Genomic DNA, 21,018 nt, shown 5'->3' on the forward strand with positions numbered 1-21,018 from the left:
ACAAAATGTATGATGTCAAGGAGCTCCCCCCCTTGTAAACTGTACCTAATCTAACATGAATTGCATTTATCGGCTTGAGTCCATGTAACTAATCGGCAAACTGCACAAAAATGATAGTGTAATTTTCTTAACAATTATTTTTAGGAGAGGTGAATGAAATGAAAATTGGGATTCCGAAAGAGATTAAAAACAACGAAAATCGTGTCGCTCTAACGCCTGCAGGTGCAGCTCAAATGATTCAACACGGACATCACGTATTTGTGGAAAGCCATGCAGGTGTTGAAAGCGGCTTTACGGATGGAGATTATGCCACTGCGGGTGCGACTCTTGTGCAACAAGCTGCGGACGTGTGGTCCCAGGCGGATCTGATTATCAAGGTAAAAGAGCCGCTCCCCTCTGAATACGGGTATTTTCGACCAGGATTGATTTTATTCACCTATCTGCATTTGGCTGCCGAGCCAGCACTGGCCCGCGCTTTAACAGACAACGGCGTAGCCGCCATTTCCTATGAGACGCTAGATGTTGAAGGCAGCCTCCCGCTGCTTACCCCGATGAGTGAGGTTGCCGGACGAATGGCTGTACAAATTGGAGCACAACTGCTGGAAAAACCAAAGGGTGGCAAAGGCATCCTGCTGGCAGGTGTGCCGGGGGTAAAACGCGGTAAAGTGACCATTATTGGCGGAGGGGTGGTCGGCACCAATGCTGCCAAGGTCGCCATCGGTCTCGGGGCAGATGTGACACTGATCGACCTGAGCCTGCAAAGACTGCGCCAACTGGACGATATTTTTGGCAATCAGCTCCATACGCTGGTGTCCACCCCGTCCAACATTGCTGAAGCCGTGGCGCAAAGTGATTTGCTGATCGGTGCTGTCCTGATCACTGGTGCCAAAGCCCCGCGGCTCGTAACGGAAGCCATGGTACAGACGATGCAGCCCGGCTCTGTGATTGTGGATGTCGCCATCGACCAAGGCGGCATAGTCGAGACGATTGACCACATCACGACACACGACCAGCCTACCTATGTGAAGCATGGCGTCATTCACTATGCGGTAGCAAACATGCCGGGCGCGGTACCGCAAACCTCGACGCTCGCTCTGACGAACGCGACGCTCCCCTTTGCTCTCCAGCTCGCAGATTTGGGTGTGCAGGAGGCGCTTCGCAGAAACAAGCCACTGCTTAGCGGCACCAATGTCCTGAACGGACATATTACCTACGAAGCGGTCGCACGTGATCTGGGATATCCTTATGTTCCCGTGGAACAGGCATGGCAGGCGAAAGCCTTACAATAGAAACAGCTCAAAGAACCACACACTCTTCCCAGCAGGGACTGGAGCGTGTGGTTCTTTTTGTGCTAGCTGTATTCACCATACTTACTGCATTTCAGACGATCTCTGACGAAAGGAACGTTTGAAGATGGCGATAAATATCTGTGATTTCTTCCAGCGACATGCGCACCAGTCCGCTAGACGAAGGTGCCACAAATTCATGCATCTCGGGAATTAGCGGTTCAGGCTGAAATCCCCAATCTACTTTGGATTTTTTACTGTATTCGGTGTACACGCCTTTGCCGACAAAGCAAGCAACCCTCGGGCGGTATTCCTTTAGCTTCTCGTATAGCTTCAGACGTCCTTCGGCGTATTCCTCGCGTGCAATGTCCTCTACTCCCCTCGTGGGACGGGAAACAATGTTCGTAAATCCGAAGCCCAGCTTCAGCAGCTCCCGATCTTCTGATGGATCGTACAAGCGAGGTGTCAAGCCTGCTCCCTCCAGTATGCGCCAAAAGCGGTTGCGCGGATTCGCATAATGATGTCCTACCTCGCCTGATTTCAAGCTGGGATTAAAGCCGATGAATACAACGGATAATCCATAATCCAGATGATCATCTACCTCATGCAGTTCTGTCTCTCGCTCTGTCATGGGCTCCTCCTTTCTCAAACAATATCCAGTGGCTGCTTCCGCGTTGGCGGAGGAAAAGCTTCGTCTATTAGTTGAAGTTGTTCAGGAGTGAGCCGAATACTTGCTGCCGCTGCATTTTCTCGTACATGCGATTCCTGCACCGCCTTCGGGATTGCCCAGACATTACCGTCCCGTATGACCCACGCAAGCGCAATTTGGGATGGAGTTACCCCGTGGCTGGCAGCAATGTCTACCATAACAGGATGCTCCAACAGACCCCGTCGCAGGCGGCCACCTTGGGCAATCGGGCAATAGGCCATCACAGGCACCCCATGCGTACGGCTCCAAGGTAGCAGATCATATTCGATGCCACGCGAAGCTGCGTGATACAGCACTTGGTTAACAGCGCAGGCTTCGCTTCTACTCAGGCTCCATAGCTCCTCCATGTCGGATTTGTCCAGATTGGACACTCCCCAGCTGCGGATTTTGCCCTGCTCACGCAGTTTTTCCATGCCTTGTACCGTTTCTTCCAGCGGAATATTCCCGCGCCAATGCAACAGATACATGTCCATGTACTCTGTTCCCATTCGGGTTAGGCTCGCTTCGCACGCTTGAGCCAGTCCTTGGCGGTCCGCATGATGAGGATACGCCTTGCTAACAAGATAGACATCGTCCCGGCGACCCCGAATGGCCTCTCCGACGATCTCTTCTGCGCCGCCCTCCGCATACATTTCAGCCGTGTCCACCAGCGTCATGCCCAGCTCCAAGCCAAGTTGAAGCGCGCGCACCTCTTCCTGTCGGAGTGACGCTTTTTCCCCCATATTCCACGTGCCCTGCCCGATTAGTGGTACTTCACGACCGTCAGTCCATCTAATCACACTTTTCTTATGTTGGCTCATATGCATTCCCTCCTTAGGATCCTGATGCCACAGGCTTGTCAAATACATGGCTCTGCGTCCAATGCTGACCACCATCCGAGGTGGTGTACATAACTGGGGCCTGCTCTGAATCTGAGAAAATAGCCCAGCCTTCCTTGGCATTTGCCATCCCGATTTGCTGACCGCCATAACCGTCAAAGCCTTGCTTGCCATTGTTCCACGTCTTGCCGCCGTCAGTCGTCCAGCCGATGGTATTGGGCTTGTCGCACGGTGCGCAGTAGCCACCCATCCATGCGGTACTGCTATTAACCGGATAGAGCATACCTGGTGCCGTCCCTTCATTTTTGGCAACCTGGTTGTCTTGCTGGCTAATACCTGGTGCCGGACCGCCGCCAGCAGTGGCATTCGCCAGCACAGCACGCCAGCTTTGTCCACTATCGGCAGTATGCCAAAGCGAATACGACGTCTGATTCATCCCCGTATCTCCAACCAGCTCGATCCATGCGTTGCCACGTTCTACCGAACGAATAATGGCTCCATTTAGAGGCGCCTCCGTTGTGCGTGACATGACAGTAGTCCACTTTTGGCCCCCGTTAACAGTGTGTAAAATCTGAAACGAACGGTCTGTGTCCTGCGTAACCGCCCAGCCGTTTTGCCGATCATGGTAATATGGCTGTCCTACCATGTGGCCAGGCATGGGGAGCGAAGACCAGCTATGCCCGCCATCCTTCGTATATTGGCTGCCACTGAACCCTTCCTTGGACGATACAAAGTGTAAAAAGCCCGCTTGCCCTTGCTCAGGTACAGTCCCCACAACCTCCCAGCGTTTGCCGCCATCGCGAGTGGCCAGCAGCGATCCGCTGTCTGCCATAACAGCCCAGGCCTGCTGTCCGTTCAAGGCAAAAATCTGCTGAACCGTACCTTGGCCCTGATATTGCACATTCCACGTCGATCCGACTGAATCGGATGCAGCCGCGTCCGTTCGGGCAATCCAGCCATTTCCGCCGATCCAGCCGGATTGACCGTCGATCAAACGCAGCGCGGTAATATTGTCCATGCGGACCTTCGCTATAGTAGAGTCTGTGGTTGCTTGTCCTCCTGTTTTCGGTGTATCTACAGTCGTTCCCGAACCATTCGCTTGTGCCGAGGCGGCACCCTTTTGCTCCTTTTGAGCCGTTTGTCCTGTTTGCGAGCCTGTTTCACACCCCGCTGTCACTATGGCTACGGCGAGCAAAAGCACCCATACCGATGTTTTTTTCTTCATTTTCGTTCATCCCCTTATGTTGGTGATATACATGCTGTGCGGGTATTGTATTCACAGCAAAGCATATTCTATGTATTACCCTGCTGTCTTCGTTTCACTCTTAAGGTGAATATACGGGTGACTGTATGCGAACCATCGTTTCAGGTTTACGAGTTTACAGGAACAAAGCCGCCTTTTTCGATGGCCCGGGTTCCTTCTTCACTTTGCAGCCATTCGAGTAATCGTTGCATCGAAGGGCTTGGTTTCTCGCCTTCCCGTGTGACCACGAACAGTTGAGCTGTGAATGGATATTGCTTCGAGCGAATGTGTTCTTTGTTCGGCTCTACTCCATCAATAGACAAAAATTTGACCTCTTGACGATTATGCATCACATTTGCAAAATAATAAAATGAATATCCGAGCGCGTTGTGATCCTTGTTAAAATCTGCGACTGCATTAATCATACCACCCATAATGCCAATTTGTAGTTCACGTGGCGGGTCAGCCATCTCATGGCCTGCCATCACTTTCTTTTGCATGTATGTCTGACTGCCTGAATTTTCTTCTCGCTGATAAGCAATGATCGGCTGATCCTTGCCCCCTACTTCATTCCAATTATGGATAGCCCCTTCATATATACGACGAACCTGCTCCGAAGAAAGTCCCTTAACCGGATTGTCTTGATGAGCGAGAAAAATAAACGCATCCCACCCAATGGGCGTGAGCCTCATTTGTATTCCCCGACTTTTCGCCAGACGCAGTTCCTCATCGGAAGGACCGGCCACCAGGATCAGATCCGCCTTCTTTTCGATCAAATTGACATATGCCTGATGGGTCGTGTTGAATCTCAGCTCGTGCGCCGCTCGCGCCTTGCTCATTCCAGTCAGTTCATGCAGCATATCCTGCGCAAACGGAATGGCCGCCGTAGCCCCGTCAACTACCGGAAAATCCTTCTCTGCAATGTACGGGCGTTGAGGAAGCATCAGTGTAATCGTCAGCACAATGACGAGCGCAGCAGATATCGCGGCAACAATCCATTGCCATCTATGATCCACCTTACCATTCTTGTCGGTTAGCGCTGGATAACGATTCACCCCAACTCCTACTACCATGCCAGCTATCGGCAGCAGTGCAGCCAGTAGAAACCAAATTTCACCATGCTGCGTATATGGACCCAATACCTCCAACACAGGCTCCGCCCAAGCGTGATAGAGTGAAAAGAGCTCCCACGCCCCTCCCCACACTTCAGCAGGTTGACCACCAGACCCTTGTATTCCTATAATCCACAACCACAGTCCACATAATAATGATAATAGCCCGGTCAGCATCAGAGAAAGCTTGCCCATGCTGGACATACGCGCACTCAAGGCACCATAAGCTGCAAAGATGAGACCAATAATCCATGCATATAGAAGCAGTATTACAAACACAGTTGTATCCGTTACACCTTCATGCCTCAGCAGAAGCTGCACTTGGGGTGCCACAACCATACTCCAAACTACATTAAACATGACTGAAAACAATCCAAACATAAACGTACCGCCCAGCCATGGCCAAAACCATGCTATCCGCACAGACTCGTCCTTTTCCGGCTTGGTTATAACTCCCTTTGGATCAGACATGTACATCCTCCTATATCTAATGAATGAAATGAGACTGTAAGCCATTGCTTCTTCATTGTACAATTATGGTAAAGATTAGTATACGAGAGGAGGATAAAAATGTCCTTATCCGATCATCCGAATCATACATCTGATGTAACCTTGCTCCGGAAAGCACACGATGATCTATGGCTTTCCTTACAGCACATTCCCAGCGACGAAGCACTCAAGCTACTTCACAGCTTTGCAACACAGGCAGCGTTTTATCACGAGAAAAAGGACAAGGAGGCGGACTGTAAAAACTACTTCCGAACCCCCTTGCCCTATATAGCGATAGCCGTTGGTATTTCACTGCCAACCGCCATGTGGCTTCTAATATTGTTCTTACCCTAATGCGTATGGCAAAAAAGGCCTCCCCCCACGGGAAAGGCCTTTTTGGTATCGAATCTTCTTTATATTGCTCTGGCATGGATCAAAAAACGGTGCTGCTTCACGTCCCAGTACCCATTACGTTGGATATCCAAATACAGACCATACAGTTGTTCTATATATTTCTCTGGCTGAAAGTCTGCAATCTGCCATTCAATGGCTTTTAAATAGTAGACAAGCGCAAAATACGTCGTACCTCCGTTGGCGAAAATGACTCATGCTTATTCAGCACGAGGTCGAACCCGGCATCGCCAAACGGGAGGGAATCGTCATCCTGTATAGCCATATCGTGGGCTTAAGGAATTGCTGGTAAAGCCTTTGCAAGCTCCGGTGTCATATCTTTTGGAGTTAAATAGCAATAGCGTGTATGGGGGTCTGAACTAAATAAAGGTTTGATCTTGACCTGAACCAGGTAAGTGCCTTTCGCCCTATTTGGAGTATAGCTATAGGGTCTGCGCTTTTCCAGTACAGTGCTCCAAAGCTTCGAATCTTCAATAGTTGTTGCTTTGTGCTTCTGTTGAATGCTTTTAAATAGTTTATAGTCTTCAATATACTGATTAGGCTGATAAGGCTCCATCTCCTGAGAAATAATAGGAACAGCCCGTATAGACATAATATCCTTGGAATGAATGATGACCTTATCCGCATACCCCTTTTGCCCCAGCCAACCTGTAAGCTTGTGAAAAGAAGCTGGCCAATTAAATGAAAGTTCACGATTCCATTTCGGCTCGTCCTTGGTAAGGGATGACTCTTTGTTTGTAATGGAAACACTCCCCAAGGGATATCGATCTGATTGTATTTCGCTATAACTCATATTTAAAACTTCTTCTTTGAGTACAGCTTCAAATTCATGAATTTCTTTCGGATCGGTCAAAACCACTCGTCGTTCATTATCATCTACTGATTGGATATTGATCGTTTCTGCTTTCCCTTGCAGCTTATCCAGCTTGTATCTTACCGTTTTATAAGGCTCTGCTTCCATCACTTTAGTCAGTTCTGTCCGGAAAGGTTTCTCAGGGAATGTATAGCGCCGAGTTATGATGGAACCATCATCCAGATGGTAGACTATGACTGCCATTTCGACGGCTAGGTTTTTGGACAACGACTTCTCGCCAGCTGCATGTGCACGTACGAGTTCACGATGTAAATTCAGCACAGAAGCAATATAGGCCCTGTCTTGGGAAAAATACGCTTCTTTTTCTGCATCTCCCCCTAGAGGTACCTCTTGCCCCACATAAACTTTTTCTACCGAGTGTGCCGTTGGAATCCGTCCCTCATAGCCTAACCAACCTGAAATCGGGATGTATATGACCAACCCCATGATCACACCGTAAACGACCAGTTCCACCAAAGCACGAACACGTGCAATTTGCCAGGTTTTGCGGATGACCATCTCAACAATGACATAACCTAAAATAGCTCCAAGTACATATCCAAAAAAGGACCAGTTTTCTCCTCTGCTACCTGTAGCATGAAAATAATCGCCTAATACAAGCATGGAGCACAGTATGACCCCTGCCTTGAAAAAGGGTTGAAAGAAAGTAAACGCCATTGCCTGAGTCGCCTTCTCGACCAACCGTTTACGATACAATCCATAACTCAAAGCGACAAACAGTAGGGAGAGACCCATATAGGCAAGTAGCTCCATGTAAGAAAAGGCGTTACGCGGCAAGTAGTCCATAATGCGTACAAGCGGCGACAAGCTTTCCCAAATATTATTACTACTGCGAAACTCCCCACCATTCATATATTGAACAATGGTTTCTCGCACCTGCACATAACCATACAAGTTACGCTCCAGAAGACGACTAATCATGGTTGACAGGTAATAAGGTAATAACAGCAAAATATATACTACTACGGTCTGTAGTAGCGATTGTCCCACACAAATGCCTACAAACACGGTAAAGGTAAAGAGGAAAATCGTAATGACTGAGACGACCAAAGCCCATGATCCGATATCATTGATATGAAAAATATAAGGCAGTTCGGCCGACATGTTTACCAAAACAGTTACTCCCGCAGTCAGCCATACAGGTACAAGTAAAAGTATAAGACCGCTAATAAAATGTGCCGTTAATAGATGCTCTCTACGCAAAGGTAGGCTATGGTATAAATCCGATGAACCCTGTCGTTGAATAAAACGAAGCAGCATCACACCCGCCAGCACCGGTACAACTAATAAAATCAATTTTTGCAATTCATTACCTGAGTTTGTACTATCGAACAAGCCTCTTAAAACCGTTCGCGGCTGTTCATCACCAATGCTCATAAATAATGGTAACGGCACCGTAAACAATAATCCCACCAAGTACAACAGACCGATCCAGCCATGCTGTCTCAGGCTTTGGCGAATTACGCCGCCGCTACAGAAGAATCGGTTGGATGTCATAACCTGCGTCCTCCATTTCATAAATGAAAATTTCTTCAAGCGTCAACGGCAGCAAATCGAACACATGCGGCTCATACGCTTCAATCGTCTCTGCAATCCGCTCTCGTTCACCCCGGATAATAAGCAGCAGAATACTGCCCCTCCGCTCCTTATGTACAACCGAAAGTTGTCCACATACGGCTTCCTCATGCGTGCTGTCACGAAAGGCAACCTGTACCTTATGCGTATCAGACTTGAGGTCGTCGACCTCTTTTTCCAGCAGCATCCGACCCTGGTGCATAATGCCGACGTGATCACACATGTCTTCTATTTCACGCAAGTTATGAGATGAGATCACGACGGTCATCTCGCGTGCAGCGGTTTCCTGAAACAGTAAATTTTTGATCATTCTACGCATCACCGGGTCCAGCCCATCAATCGGTTCATCCAAAATGAGCAGCTCAGGCATACAGCTCAAGGCAAGCAAAAAAGCAGCCTGACGCTTCATCCCTTTGGAAAAACGGTGAAGCTTTCGTTTAGGATCTAGCTTAAAAATCTCCGTAAGCTGTATGTAGCGTTCCTCGCTCCAGCTCGGATAAATGGAGCGGTAAAACCGGGCCATCTGACGAATTGTCGCTTGCGGAAAAAAATAAGGGGTATCCGGCAAAAACAGAATGTGCTGCTTGACTTCAGGCTGCTCATACACCGGCTGTCCACCGATTAGCACCTTGCCAGTATCCGGTCGGTAAATCCCGGCGATGATTTTAAGCAGTGTCGTTTTCCCTGCCCCGTTCGAGCCTAGCAGCCCAAAAATAGAGCCCTTCTTCACCGTAAGGGCGAGCTGATCGACAGCCTTTTCTTCTGTAAATGTCTTTGTGACTTCCCTTAATTCAATCAAGGGACATCCCCCTTTCCTTTGTTTGTATAGCTTCCACGTATATGTCGTCCACTTCCTGCTGTGTAAAACCGAAATGGACGGCTTCGATCATCTGCTTCAACAGCGCTGCCCGAATCTCATCCCGCTTTATTTGCTGCGGCTGATGCTCGGCAGGGGTGACAAAGCTGCCCTTGCCTTGGACGGAATAGATGTATCTTTCTCGTTCCAACTCTCGATACGCCTTCTGAATCGTATTCGGATTCACCGTTAGCTGAGCGGACAATGTCCGTACGGAAGGCAATTGCTCATCCGGCTGAAGTGATCCGTACACAATCATTTCCTTTACCCTGTCCATAAGCTGTTCGTAGATCGGCTTGCGGCTGCGGATATCCAGCTCGAACATGGACTTCCTCCTTTCAAGACTTACTCTGATTCACTTGTATATACTGAACTGTTCTAACTGTACTATTATTAATAGTACAGTTAGAACGGTTTGTCAATCTTTTCTTTGGGCATTTCTTACAGAAAAAAAGACCAACTCAGAAAGCTGGTCTTGAAATCAACGTTAACCCGTAATGATTTCGGCAAAAGTTTGTTACATATTTTTTGACTTCGTATGTATCCCAAAAAACATAGATTTCACGATAATACACACAAGAGACAATACAACAAAAATTAGGCCACTCCAAACAACATCTCCTGTTCCTAATCGAGAAATAAACCAGCCTCCCATCGCTGTCCCTATGGTGACACCCAAATTTGAAAAAGACACATACAGACTATTCGCAAATTCCGGGGCTTCTGGAGCCTCCGATGTAAGCCAAATTTGACTTACAATCAATCCACTCGTATGAACAGCTCCCCAGACCATAATAATTCCACTGGTGAGAAAAAGAGTTGCACCCGCATATTGAAGCAGTAAATAGCACCCCCCTAAAGCAACAGGATAAAGCATCACCGTTATCAACATATGATGGTTTAACATTTTTCCCGAGTACCAGTTACCAGCCACACCACTAATTCCGAAAAGCACAAGCATCGTGCTAATCCATTCTCCACTCATGTGCGTTGTCTCTCCCAGATACTCCGCAAAATAACTATACACAGAAAACATTGCAGCAAATATGAAGCATGCCGCACCGATATTCAACCACAATGTGGGTTTTCTCAATATTTTAAGCTGGTTTCTGACAGTTACTTCCTTCTGCTCCAATTTGGAAGGAACCATGAACCCTATTCCAATACACGCAATCATATTCACAACAGCAGAGAACAGAAATGAAATACCTAGAGAAAATTGATCGGCAATATAAGAAGTAAGCGGAACCCCCAATACCATCCCCACACTAACTCCAAGAAATACCTTTGCACTTGCTTTAGCAGCCTCTTCTTTCTTCGATAATGCAACAGCTAGTACGAAGGCAATGGAGAAATACACTGGATGAAAAAAGGCAGGGATTATTCGGAATACGATAAGTGTATAAAAGTTCGGTGCAAAAGCTGATATCACATTCGAGATGGAAAAAATAATCATGATGCTTATCAGTAACCATTTACGATTCCATTTTGAAAATAGCAGAGTTACCCATGGCCCAAAAATGGCAATAGTGAGTGCAAAAAGACTGACCAGTATTCCAGCTTGTGGTGCAGTAACGTTATACTTATCCATGACCATTGGCAAAATCCCAACGACTCCAAGCTCCGTATTTATAATGCCAAATATACCTAGTGCAATAAAAAATAATGGACTGTTTCTGTTCACTATTTTCATCTCCTCGACCGTATAATTTATATATTTGAAAATCTATATTTATAGATATAATATACAAAAAAAGTAGGTAACCTTGTTCATTATTTTGTGGCTACCTATATTTCATTCTTGATATATTCAGCGAATTTACAAATATTCTCTTCATTTCTTCGGTAATAGGTCCACTGTCCAAATCGCCTGGATTCCAAAAGCCCTGCCTTCTTCATGAGCGTCAAGTAACTGGAAATCACAGATTGTGCTAAGCCTGTTTTTTCCTGAATGCTACCTACACAAATCCCTCCCTTAAAGTTAGCATCCGTTGGTAAAAACAATTGCGGTCCGAAATTCTCATCTGGATTTTTTAACCAATCCAAAATTTGCAGGCGTGTATCATTCGACAAAGCTTTAAAAATCATTAGAGTATCCATAAACCTCATTATATCTCTTATTTTAGATATGTAAATATCTATTTCAATAATATAGCATCGACTGTTGTGTGTTGTGCCATTCTTTCACACACTCCACTTGAACATAAAAATAGCCGTGATGCGTTAAGCACCACGGCTGGCTATTTCTTTTAGCACTCCGTTGGTTCGTAAGGTTCGTCACGGCTTATATTCGCAGGTGCTTCCCCTTCCGGCAGCTTAAGATCCAACTGGAACCGGAATGTTGCTCCTCTGGCCTCATCGCTATCTACACCAATAGCCCCCCCCATCAGCTTGACCAAGTTTTTACAGATGGACAATCCTAGTCCCGTCCCTCCATATTTTCGGTTCAGTGCCGGATGAAGCTGGGAAAAAGGCTGAAACAATAGATGCTGGCGGTCTGCTGGGATACCGATTCCAGTATCCGTTACACTGAACTCAATCAGGCATCTATTTTTACGACGGCTGTAAGCCTTTCTCTCCACAAAGATATTTACACGCCCTCGCTCCGTAAATTTGATCGCATTGCTCACCAAATTCACCAGCACCTGTCGAATACGCACATGATCACCGACCAGCATTCCCGGCATTTCCTGATCCACATGCCATTCCAGCTCAATGCCTTTTTCCATAGCCTGCGTCATGAATAGGTCAGCCACACTGCCGACCACATCATCTAGCACAAAGGGCTCGTGCAACAAAGACATTTTGCCAGCTTCGATTTTGCTCAAATCCAGTATCTCGTTCAATATCTGCATTAAAGCACCGCTGCTGCTGGTAATAATGTCTATATAGCTACGCTGCTCCTCATCCAATTCAGTATCTGCCAGTAACCCTGCCATGCCTATAATGCCGTTCATCGGTGTACGGAGCTCATGACTCATCACAGAGAGAAACTCTGACTTGGCCCGATCGGCGCGTTCGGCAGACTCCTTGGCCCGAATGATCTCCTTTTCATTCGTCCTGTCTACAAAAACCATCACAGCCCCTTTTCGCTCGCCATTATCCATCAAAGGACTGATTCGATAGGAGGCCAGAAAGCTGGACCCGCCTTTTTTCCAAAATACAGCTTCCTCTGCCTGATAAGAGGCTCCGCTTCGAATCGCTTGAAGAATAGAGGACTGTTCGTCCGGAAAATGACTGCCAATTTCGTCAGCATGGAGGATCATGTCTATGCAAGCGCCATTCAGCGGATTGGCCGATCCTACGCCAAACATCTCAACAGCTGCCGGGTTCATAAAGCGGACATGTCCTTCGGTACTTAAACCTACAATTCCTTCGGATACGGCATTCAAAATAAGCGAATGCTCATTACTGAGCTTTTCAATTTGAGCAATGTAGCTTTTAAGAGGGGTAACATTTTCTATAATCCCGTAGCAGCCTACAATTTCCTCTTGCACGAAAATCGGGATATTCGTCATCTTGATGAATAGACGCTCCCCCTCCTTATGTATAAATTCCGATTCATAGGTTTGCGTCTCACCCTGCTTGGCCAGCTCCATGTGACGCTTGATTTTGTCCTGTTCCTCAGAGGAAGCCATGATGAGTATGTCAGCCCCAAGCAGCTTATCCTTCGTATAACCCGTAAGCTCCTCCAAGCTCGAATTCACGCTCAAGATATGACCTTCCATATTCACAGCGCATATCCCGAGTGGATTATGCTGAAACAGTGACCTATAACGGTTTTCACTTTCGCGCAGACGCTGCTCCATTTCCCGGTGCTCTGTAACATCCTGGATCATTCCAACCACTTGAACGGGCTTGCCTGCATGCTCGTCCATTTCAGCTTCCCAGATTGAACGCAGTACCTTTTGTTCCCCATTCGGCAATACAATCCGGTAAAAGGTTTCTTCGTGAACTCCCTTTAATATAACGTTGGTGATAATCTGTTTCATGCGCTCTGTATCTTCTGGATGAACAGCCGCCATGAACGCGTCAATACTTGTTTCAACCGACTTGACACGATAACCAAAAATGCTGCGAAATTCCTTGGAGAAATGCATAACATTGTTGACCAGATCCCAGTCCCATGAGCCGAACATCGCCAACCTTTGAGCTTTTGCCAAATTCTCCTCGCTCTTCTGGCGCTCAGTGATGTTGCGTCCGATGGACAGTACTCGCTTGATTCTGCCCTGTTCATCCCGAATAATGCGGTACGATACTTCCAGCCACAAATAGTGCCCGTCCTTATGACGAACACGCCGCTTCATGATGCCTGTTTCCTTGAAGAGTCCATGTACACGCATATAATCGGCATCTTCAACATGGTAGAATTGGAGCCGCTTTTTGCCGAGCATTTCCTGCTTTGTATAGCCTAGGAGTTTTTCCACCGAAGGAGAAATATATTGGAGTATGCCGTCCGCCGTGCTATATGAGATAACATCCGGCGTATTTTCCGTAATCAGCATGTACAAATCCTCATTATCCGAGAGCACCTGCTCCATATCTTTTTTCTCCGTGATATCCATTGCATACGCAATCAAATAAGATTGTTCGGTAGCCTCATCATCAAATATGGTTAATTCCAGCGATAGCCAGACGGATGTTCCCCTTTTATGTTTCAAACGCAGCTCTGTCTTATAGACTTGATCCGTAGCCTTTAGCCAACCTGCGTAAGCCTCCCTCAACCCTCGCTGATCCTGAGCCTCTTTATACAAGAGATGGTAATATCGGATATCCAGTAATTCCTCCTGCTCATATCCGACCATTTTGCAAAAGGCGGGATTGACGTACAGGCACTTCCCCTCCCTCGACAAAATCACGATTCCTGTCGGGGCATGATTATACATATGTTCCAGCAAAGGCAGTCGTCGAGCAGCAGAAAACACAATGAATCTCCTCCTTTGTGGTCCGGCAGTTTTTCTAACTACACCTATTCTAACATGATATGGGATTTTATAGCAGTGAGTCCACCTCTAGATAAAGGCCCTTAAAACATGTATGCACAAAAGATTGCCGATGCAGGTTCATCGGCAATCTTCGAATTATTTTTTTATACCACCCGGCTAAGAAAATGACGCAAAAATCGCTCCGCATCGACTTTAAGTGCCACATCAACCGTAGTCAGTGCTTGAGCTTCGTTCTCATTTTGCACCTCACGGGTGCGACCAACCTCGGCGGAATCCCCCACCTCAACGGCAATGTGCATTGGACGCGTCTCCACAAAACTGGAATCTATCGCTAATCCTACAGCCAGTGGATCATGCAATGCACAGCCTGCAATACCAGGTCTGAAATTGCGATAGGCTTCCATATAAAAGTCTGTCATATCTGCCATAAACGCGCCCAGCTCGGTCCCTTGCTCACGCCATTTGTCCACATCCTGCTGGGGAAGCAGTGTTTGCATCGTGACGTCCAGCCCAACCAGCGTAAGCGGAAAGCCCGCTCCCAGCACATAGGCTGCGGCTTCTGGATCGGCATAAATATTCGCTTCAGCCGTCGGAGTTACATTCCCTTTCACTGTAACCGCGCCGCCCATGATGATCAGGCGGTCAAGCAATTGGGGCAATTCGGGACAGCGATCCAATGCAATCGCAAGATTGGTCAGCGGTCCCACAGCTACCAGGGTAAGTTTGCCTTCATAGCGACGAGCCTGTCCGATTATAAAGTCAGCCGCATCCCCAGACGCAGCCTGACGGGAGGGCGCCCCCTTCAATTGATTGCCAATACCGTCTTCACCGTGAATATGCCGGGAATATGGTTTGAACAGCTCACGAGCATACGGCTTGTGAGCGCCAGACACGACCGGAGCCTCTACCCCCAGTTTTTCCAGCAGAATCAGGGAGTTACGTGTTGCCTCCTCCACCGAGATATTGCCAAAGGTGGTTGTAATACCGAGTAGCTCCAATTCCGGCGAATGGACCGCGTACGCAATAGCAAGCGCGTCGTCAATGCCAGTATCTACATCTAAGATTAACTTTTTGCTCATGATGACCCTCCACAGTAGAACAGCATTCTTTTTTTCATTATACACAATTTCAATGCTTATTCCCTTGGTCATCAAATTCTTTATTCGAAGACGTAAAAAAGACTACGACAGCTATGCCGTAGCCTTCTTTTAATACTTTTAAATCACTCAAGGGCACTTGTTCTGGCTAAATCCTAAGGCTCGATTCCCCACACCAGCTTATCATTGTGGAACAACGTTACTTTGTTCCATTCTGCATAAGAGGTTTTAGTTGGATCGAAGGAGTAATCATTGGATTCGTTCAGGTTAGACCAGTCGCTATTGTTCATGCGGATCTGAATATCACCTGTTTGCGCTCCAGCAGCAAGCGAGCCGGCAGCAGCACTGAAACCAATTTCAATATAGTTGTCTGTAATGGTACGCAGCACGTTATCATTGCCTACTTGCGCATAGTCTACTGCAGATTGCAGCTCTTGGCTGCCATCCTTCGTGAAGTAATAGCGGATTTTCAGCTCACTCAGCTTCACGGGTGTTGTACCTTTATTTTTCAGGTTAAGGAAAGGCTTGACTGCGTTATTAGCTGGGTCGGTGTCACCAGCCCGGTACATTACAACCAGATCACCCGCTGGTTCTGTAGGGTCGGTTGGATCAGTCGGTGTACCTTTAGGTTCAGCGCTTACCGTTGCGGAATCCTTACTTGTTCCTTTCGCATTCGTAGCACTTACAACATAGAAGTAAGTTGTTCCGTTCGTCAGTCCCTTATCCGTGTACTCTCTTTCCGTTACAAGAGGCGCAACGGCTGTAAAAGGACCTGCTTCGCTAGTGGCACGTTTTACCGTGTAGCTATCGGCACCAGTAGACGCATTCCAAGTCAGTGTTACTTGAGCATTGCCCACAACAGCCTTTAAGCCTGACGGTACAGCTGGAGCTGTAGGCGCTGGGTCCACACCACCAGTGGAAGGCACGATTGCAGGGTACGCATTTTGTACCAGCATCACAAACTGATCATGGAACCATGCTCCTGAAATAGGTGCATTCGGTAAAGCATCTGTTAATGTGCCATCCTTGGTTGTATAGGTAGGATCACACATACGGTCAAAGCCTTTACCCTCATCGTTCGGAATGAGTGAGCTGGAACCATCGGAATCACCCGGAGGTTTCGCCCATACATAGGCATCAATATGGCCAGCTGGAGCCGTTTGTGGCGGTGTTCCCATACCTGCTCCGCTGTTATTACACCAGTTACCACGGTGCGAGCGTTTGTCAACACGGCCTGAGTTTACATAGGAGTTAATATCATTGCCGACTGCGGAAGTCGGACGGTTAGGTCCGCCCCATCCGTTACGGCCTGTATCAATTAACATACCGAGTGAGCTCGGCCAGCCTGCGCTGACAAAATCTCTATGCAATGACTCTGCGAAATCCGATTCATCGAAATTAGGATTCCATTCATAGTACTTGGACGATTTGATCGGTTGTCCGCCGACATTCAGATTTGGATCAGGCAAATTAGGTTCTGTCAGCGGTGAAGTATTGGCTGTATTCGTGATAAAGCCATCTACACTGGACAGACCTTTACTAGTGTCTTTGAAGATAGTTGTAAACAGGGATACCGTTGCTGCACGGTTGTTATCCCAACCTAACCAGCCAGAGTGACCGATATCTACGTATTTGTACACATTCGGAATCTCGTTCAGCTTATTCATTGTGTACTTAACGCCAGCTTCATAAATCCCTGTAGACTTGGCTTGCGCACATTTAGGATCATCCAGATTGGTTACCAGGTTTGGCAAACTATCTGGTTCAATAATCGCTACGATACGAATATCCTTATATTTGGGATTTGCAAAAATAGAAGCAATTTTGTCAACATAATCCTTTTTATATGTTTCCAGCCCTGCCTGAGTCAGCGGTAATTCACCATTGGAAGCCAAGGCATGACAATCCCGTCCGGGCAGATCATACACAATAAATTCCGCCGTAATCGGTGTGCTGCCTTTCTTTTGCGCCAATACTTGGTCCAAATGCGCTTCCAGGCCAAGCTTGCCTCCACCGCCGTTAATAGCAGCGATACGATCAAGCCATACGGCTGTCGGGAATGTTTTGACCGTTTGCATTTTTGCTTTCAGATTGGCATCCGTAATCTTGGCAATCGATGTATCAACACTAGCCGCATAATCAGGACTAACATATTTTGTCGCCCCTTGGTAAGGATTGTCCACATGGGATTCTGCATGTATTTTATCCGTAAATCCTGCACCTGGTAGAAAGCTGCTTGCGACGAGTGATAGCGCAAAAGCATACTTCATGCTTTTACGAAGCACTTGCTTTGTTTTCAATTGCTTCACCTATCTTTCCGTGGATTTTGTTGAATCTTCCTATGTCGGCACCTGATTGTTACATGATTAAATGTGAGTTACGCCTACTCTCTCCAAAAAAAAAGCGGCGTTCATAGTTGCGAAAGGTAAGCGCTTTCTATTTGTCCATGCGCTCACATTTTCCCCTTTTTGTCACCTCCTATGTTAGATTATAGTGAGCTGGAAATCTGCTGTAAATTGAATAAATTAAGGACTACATTATTAATTAGGCATATGAATTGCCACTCTAACGGTTCGTTGTGGCACCTCTTTTTCTGAAACCGGTTCCTTCATTTGTTGAACATCCCTGCTATGACAAGCTCTCAGGAGATTTAGGATCGACAGCAAAAGAGCGAATTCAAAAAAAGCAAGACTGTATTCTTTAATTTCCGTCAGCCTAAATCGACAATGATAAACTCCAGAACGCCAACTATGCCAAATCGTTATATCTATCGACAGCAAAAGGGTGTTTTCAGGCCACATGACCGTGAAAACACCCTTTTATTGTTGTGAAGTCAATCTATGCTCTTGTTGTTCTACACTTTTTCGCGATCCTTGCCCTTGTCAGATTGCCCTGCATTTTTATTGGCGGCATCCCGATCCAGCTGCATTTCTTCAACCGTCTTCACCTTAAGTCGCGCTGCTCCCTCATAAGGTCGGGTTGGAATCAGATCGCCTGCAGCCAGACGTTGACGCGCCTCGACAATTGCTGCTCCGTATTGCGGCAGCCATGCTTCCTGGGCCACCAGCATTTCATCGACCATCTGCCAAATTTCTTTCGGATTACACACCGCGCCCACTAGCGGATCCATCATAAACGCTTGCCGCAGCAACTTATCATCTCCGTGCACAGCCGCTTCAACAGCCAAACGCTGGACGGAAATACTTACATTGCAGACGGCAGCAAGACCGAGCGGAAGGTCTCCTACATGTGGCATGGAGATACCATTCCGATCCACATATCCAGGCGCTTCAATAATCGCATCGTCCGGCAAATTGGAAATCACACCGTTATTTACGACATTAAAATGCCCCCGGTATACACGTCCGGTTTCTAGACCTTCGATAATGTATGAACCATGCTCTTCACCGCGATTTTCCGCCTTGTACTCCAATGGGTCTTCTTTCATCCAGTTGGGGAAATCTGTTTCAAACCAATTACGTCCTTCTGTACATACACGCAGATAGCCGCCTGTTTCTCCGTTGATCCAGCTGCCTAGATCAATCCAGTCCAGAATTTCATTCGGACGCTTCCGGTACCAAGGTACATATTCACTTAGATGGCCATTCGACTCTGTGCTGTAATAGCCAAAACGACGAAGCATGTCGATGCGTACCTTTTCGGTGCGGCTATATTCGGGATGTTTTTCAAAAGCCTCCAGCAGTCCAGCTGTCAGATCCTTGCCTTCATGTGACGCCTGAATGTACCACGTCTGGTGATTGATTCCGGCGCACACAATGTCCACATCCTGCTTCTCCAGACCATACACCTCGGCAATTTGGTGATGCCCATGCTGGACGCCGTGACATAGACCGATTGTACGCACACCGCTGTATTTGTTGCAGGCCCACGTAATCATCGCCATCGGGTTCGAGTAGTTCAGCAGCAATACATCCGGTGCACTTAGCTCGCGGATATCCTTACAGATGGCCAGCATTTCAGCAATACCACGCTGACCATACATGATCCCTCCTGCACACAATGTATCGCCCACGCATTGATCCACGCCATATTTCAGCGGAATATCCACATCGGTTGCAAAGCCCTCCAGCCCGCCAACCCGGATCGTACAAATGACGTATTTGGCATCCTTTAAAGCTATCTTTCGGTCCGTAGAGGACTGTATTTGTATGGACAAACCATTCTCACGAATATCCCGCTGGCATAACTCAGTAACCATATCCAGATTGTGCTGACTGATATCCGTAAAAGCCACTTCAATATCGTTAAATTCCGGAACCGATAACAGATCTCGCAAAATTCCACGGGTAAAACCGATGCTTCCTGCTCCGATAAAAGCTACTTTAAATGACACGGCATTCAACCTCCGGTAATTAGAATTGGTATATACCGTCATTGTAGCAATAGGTCTGCGGAAAGCGTTATCAAAATCATGACCAGTTTCGTATTTAGGTGTCAAAAATCCTAACTTTCGCTTTAGCAGAGGGTTGCCGATTTCCATTTCGTTCCATCCGTTTCTCTCTTTCTATCTAGTGTTTTTTCAGTTCAATATGTACTTTAAGTGCGGTAAATGTAGTAACATAAAAGAAAACATTGGAGAGCAAGGAGCAGCCTAAGATGAACAAAAAGATTATCTTTTTAGATATAGATGGAACGCTAGTGGATGATGATGGTATGATTCCCGAATCTGCAAAAACAGCATGTATCGAAGCGAGAAAGAACGGACATCTGATTTATTTATGCACTGGCCGATCCAAAGCGGAGATTTATGATTTTATCATGGAGGTCGGTTTTGACGGGATCATCGGAGCTGGCGGGGGCTTTGTAGAAATCGAAGGCGAGATGTTATATCACCACAAAGTATCGGATGAAGATGTTAAACATATGGTCGATTACTTTGATGAACATGATTTGGACTTTTATTTGGAATCGAACGGGGGACTGTTTGCGAGTAAAAACTTTTTGCCCCATGTGGAACGGCTTATCTATGGTGATGTGGACAATGATCCCGTAGCCAGAGAAAAAAAAGAACAACGCCCGCATCCGTTTATCACTGGCCTAACTATAGGAGAGGACAACCTGTATCGTAGTGACGTGAACAAAGCATGCTTTTTGGAAAACAAAAATGTTCCTTTCGAACAGATCAAAAAGGAATTTGCAGGGAAATTTGAGGTTATTCAATGTACTGTATCTGCTTTCGGGCAAGACAGCGGCGAGCTAATGGTTCCCGGTATTCACAAAGCCGTAGCTATTGAAAAGCTTATTGAGCATTTGGGAAGATCCCAAGAAGACACCATTGCTATCGGAGATGGGATGAACGATGCTGAAATGATTGAATATTGTGCGCTAGGAATTGCTATGGGAAATGCCAAACCGGGCCTCAAAGCCATTGCAGATGACATTACGGATGCTGTCGATGAAGATGGACTGTTTCACAGCTTTAAAAAGCATGGTCTGATTTAGTGAGGTTATTTTTTTATACTTAAGCCCCTGCAGTAGTTTCTGGACTTAAAAATGTCCTAATTCTACTGGTAGGGGCCTATCTCCAATGCTATCTTTCCACGGAATTCACTTAGTACTTGCTCGGCTTCCATCTCCTCAC

General features: G+C 46.9%; 16 protein-coding genes. 3 read left to right on the forward strand and 13 right to left on the reverse strand.

The features are described from left to right. Positions 1 to 158 precede the first annotated feature (158 nt). Entirely contained in the window at positions 159 to 1,289 is a 1,131-nt protein-coding gene (gene ald / locus MKX59_RS22495; RefSeq protein ID WP_340858964.1) for an alanine dehydrogenase, read from the forward strand. Between the two features lie 91 nt (positions 1,290 to 1,380). Here the strand turns inward: ald and MKX59_RS22500 are convergent, their stop codons facing one another. The 4 genes from MKX59_RS22500 to MKX59_RS22515 form a co-directional block, all read right to left on the reverse strand. Then, positions 1,381 to 1,917: a mismatch-specific DNA-glycosylase gene (locus MKX59_RS22500; RefSeq protein ID WP_028543200.1), complete on the reverse strand. Its 537-nt coding sequence runs from the start codon at positions 1,915 to 1,917 to the stop codon at positions 1,381 to 1,383. Positions 1,918 to 1,931: 14 nt separating this feature from the next. Beyond that, a complete protein-coding gene (locus MKX59_RS22505; protein ID WP_340858965.1) occupies positions 1,932 to 2,795 on the reverse strand; it encodes an aldo/keto reductase in 864 nt (287 codons plus the stop codon). A gap of 13 nt (positions 2,796 to 2,808) precedes the next feature. Further along, a complete protein-coding gene (locus tag MKX59_RS22510) occupies positions 2,809 to 4,038 on the reverse strand; it encodes a hypothetical protein (RefSeq protein WP_340858966.1) in 1,230 nt (409 codons plus the stop codon). A gap of 146 nt (positions 4,039 to 4,184) precedes the next feature. Beyond that, positions 4,185 to 5,639, reverse strand: coding sequence for a PstS family phosphate ABC transporter substrate-binding protein (locus tag MKX59_RS22515; protein WP_340858967.1), 1,455 nt, complete (start codon positions 5,637 to 5,639; stop codon positions 4,185 to 4,187). A 99-nt stretch (positions 5,640 to 5,738) separates the two neighbouring features. Here MKX59_RS22515 and MKX59_RS22520 point away from each other — a divergent pair, with 99 nt between their 5' ends. Further along, the gene (locus MKX59_RS22520) at positions 5,739 to 6,011 is read left to right on the forward strand and encodes a hypothetical protein (RefSeq protein WP_340858968.1); all 273 of its coding nucleotides are present in this window, start codon (positions 5,739 to 5,741) and stop codon (positions 6,009 to 6,011) included. A 331-nt stretch (positions 6,012 to 6,342) separates the two neighbouring features. Here the strand turns inward: MKX59_RS22520 and MKX59_RS22530 are convergent, their stop codons facing one another. The 9 genes from MKX59_RS22530 to MKX59_RS22570 form a co-directional block, all read right to left on the reverse strand. Continuing rightward, a complete protein-coding gene (locus MKX59_RS22530) occupies positions 6,343 to 8,439 on the reverse strand; it encodes a DUF6449 domain-containing protein (protein WP_340858969.1) in 2,097 nt (698 codons plus the stop codon). Continuing rightward, the gene (locus tag MKX59_RS22535) at positions 8,414 to 9,316 is read right to left on the reverse strand and encodes an ABC transporter ATP-binding protein (protein ID WP_340858970.1); all 903 of its coding nucleotides are present in this window, start codon (positions 9,314 to 9,316) and stop codon (positions 8,414 to 8,416) included. The genes MKX59_RS22530 and MKX59_RS22535 overlap by 26 nt, the downstream gene beginning before the upstream one ends. Next, positions 9,309 to 9,698, reverse strand: coding sequence for a GntR family transcriptional regulator (locus MKX59_RS22540; RefSeq protein WP_340858971.1), 390 nt, complete (start codon positions 9,696 to 9,698; stop codon positions 9,309 to 9,311). Before MKX59_RS22540 ends, MKX59_RS22535 begins: the two co-directional genes overlap by 8 nt. A gap of 192 nt (positions 9,699 to 9,890) precedes the next feature. Beyond that, positions 9,891 to 11,066, reverse strand: a complete 1,176-nt coding sequence (locus MKX59_RS22545) for an MFS transporter (protein ID WP_340858972.1) — start codon at positions 11,064 to 11,066, stop codon at positions 9,891 to 9,893. 95 nt (positions 11,067 to 11,161) lie between these two features. After that, positions 11,162 to 11,473: an ArsR/SmtB family transcription factor gene (locus MKX59_RS22550; protein WP_340858973.1), complete on the reverse strand. Its 312-nt coding sequence runs from the start codon at positions 11,471 to 11,473 to the stop codon at positions 11,162 to 11,164. A 149-nt stretch (positions 11,474 to 11,622) separates the two neighbouring features. Continuing rightward, positions 11,623 to 14,298 (reverse strand): PAS domain S-box protein, encoded by a 2,676-nt coding sequence (locus tag MKX59_RS22555; protein WP_340858974.1) that lies wholly within the window; start codon positions 14,296 to 14,298, stop codon positions 11,623 to 11,625. A gap of 164 nt (positions 14,299 to 14,462) precedes the next feature. Next, the gene (locus MKX59_RS22560; RefSeq protein WP_028543206.1) at positions 14,463 to 15,398 is read right to left on the reverse strand and encodes a nucleoside hydrolase; all 936 of its coding nucleotides are present in this window, start codon (positions 15,396 to 15,398) and stop codon (positions 14,463 to 14,465) included. A gap of 173 nt (positions 15,399 to 15,571) precedes the next feature. Beyond that, a complete protein-coding gene (locus MKX59_RS22565; RefSeq protein ID WP_081327418.1) occupies positions 15,572 to 17,725 on the reverse strand; it encodes a glycoside hydrolase family 6 protein in 2,154 nt (717 codons plus the stop codon). A gap of 545 nt (positions 17,726 to 18,270) precedes the next feature. Further along, positions 18,271 to 19,770, reverse strand: coding sequence for an alpha-glucosidase/alpha-galactosidase (locus tag MKX59_RS22570; RefSeq protein ID WP_028543208.1), 1,500 nt, complete (start codon positions 19,768 to 19,770; stop codon positions 18,271 to 18,273). Between the two features lie 263 nt (positions 19,771 to 20,033). Here MKX59_RS22570 and MKX59_RS22575 point away from each other — a divergent pair, with 263 nt between their 5' ends. Beyond that, complete coding sequence (locus MKX59_RS22575; RefSeq protein WP_023987289.1) at positions 20,034 to 20,879, forward strand: Cof-type HAD-IIB family hydrolase; 846 nt, start codon at positions 20,034 to 20,036, stop codon at positions 20,877 to 20,879. The last annotated feature ends 139 nt before the right edge of the window (positions 20,880 to 21,018 follow it).

Source organism: Paenibacillus sp. FSL R7-0340, from assembly GCF_038002205.1.
Classification (GTDB): domain Bacteria; phylum Bacillota; class Bacilli; order Paenibacillales; family Paenibacillaceae; genus Paenibacillus; species Paenibacillus polymyxa_B.

What these genes read in the sequence shown, in the direction of transcription:
- ald (WP_340858964.1), top strand. Translation starts at nt 159, where the DNA reads ATGAAAATTGGGATTCCGAAAGAGATTAAAAACAACGAAAATCGTGTC.
- MKX59_RS22500 (WP_028543200.1), bottom strand. Translation starts at nt 1,917, where the DNA reads ATGACAGAGCGAGAGACAGAACTGCATGAGGTAGATGATCATCTGGAT.
- MKX59_RS22505 (WP_340858965.1), bottom strand. Translation starts at nt 2,795, where the DNA reads ATGAGCCAACATAAGAAAAGTGTGATTAGATGGACTGACGGTCGTGAA.
- MKX59_RS22510 (WP_340858966.1), bottom strand. Translation starts at nt 4,038, where the DNA reads ATGAAGAAAAAAACATCGGTATGGGTGCTTTTGCTCGCCGTAGCCATA.
- MKX59_RS22515 (WP_340858967.1), bottom strand. Translation starts at nt 5,639, where the DNA reads ATGTCTGATCCAAAGGGAGTTATAACCAAGCCGGAAAAGGACGAGTCT.
- MKX59_RS22520 (WP_340858968.1), top strand. Translation starts at nt 5,739, where the DNA reads ATGTCCTTATCCGATCATCCGAATCATACATCTGATGTAACCTTGCTC.
- MKX59_RS22530 (WP_340858969.1), bottom strand. Translation starts at nt 8,439, where the DNA reads ATGACATCCAACCGATTCTTCTGTAGCGGCGGCGTAATTCGCCAAAGC.
- MKX59_RS22540 (WP_340858971.1), bottom strand. Translation starts at nt 9,698, where the DNA reads ATGTTCGAGCTGGATATCCGCAGCCGCAAGCCGATCTACGAACAGCTT.
- MKX59_RS22545 (WP_340858972.1), bottom strand. Translation starts at nt 11,066, where the DNA reads ATGAAAATAGTGAACAGAAACAGTCCATTATTTTTTATTGCACTAGGT.
- MKX59_RS22550 (WP_340858973.1), bottom strand. Translation starts at nt 11,473, where the DNA reads ATGGATACTCTAATGATTTTTAAAGCTTTGTCGAATGATACACGCCTG.
- MKX59_RS22560 (WP_028543206.1), bottom strand. Translation starts at nt 15,398, where the DNA reads ATGAGCAAAAAGTTAATCTTAGATGTAGATACTGGCATTGACGACGCG.
- MKX59_RS22575 (WP_023987289.1), top strand. Translation starts at nt 20,034, where the DNA reads ATGAACAAAAAGATTATCTTTTTAGATATAGATGGAACGCTAGTGGAT.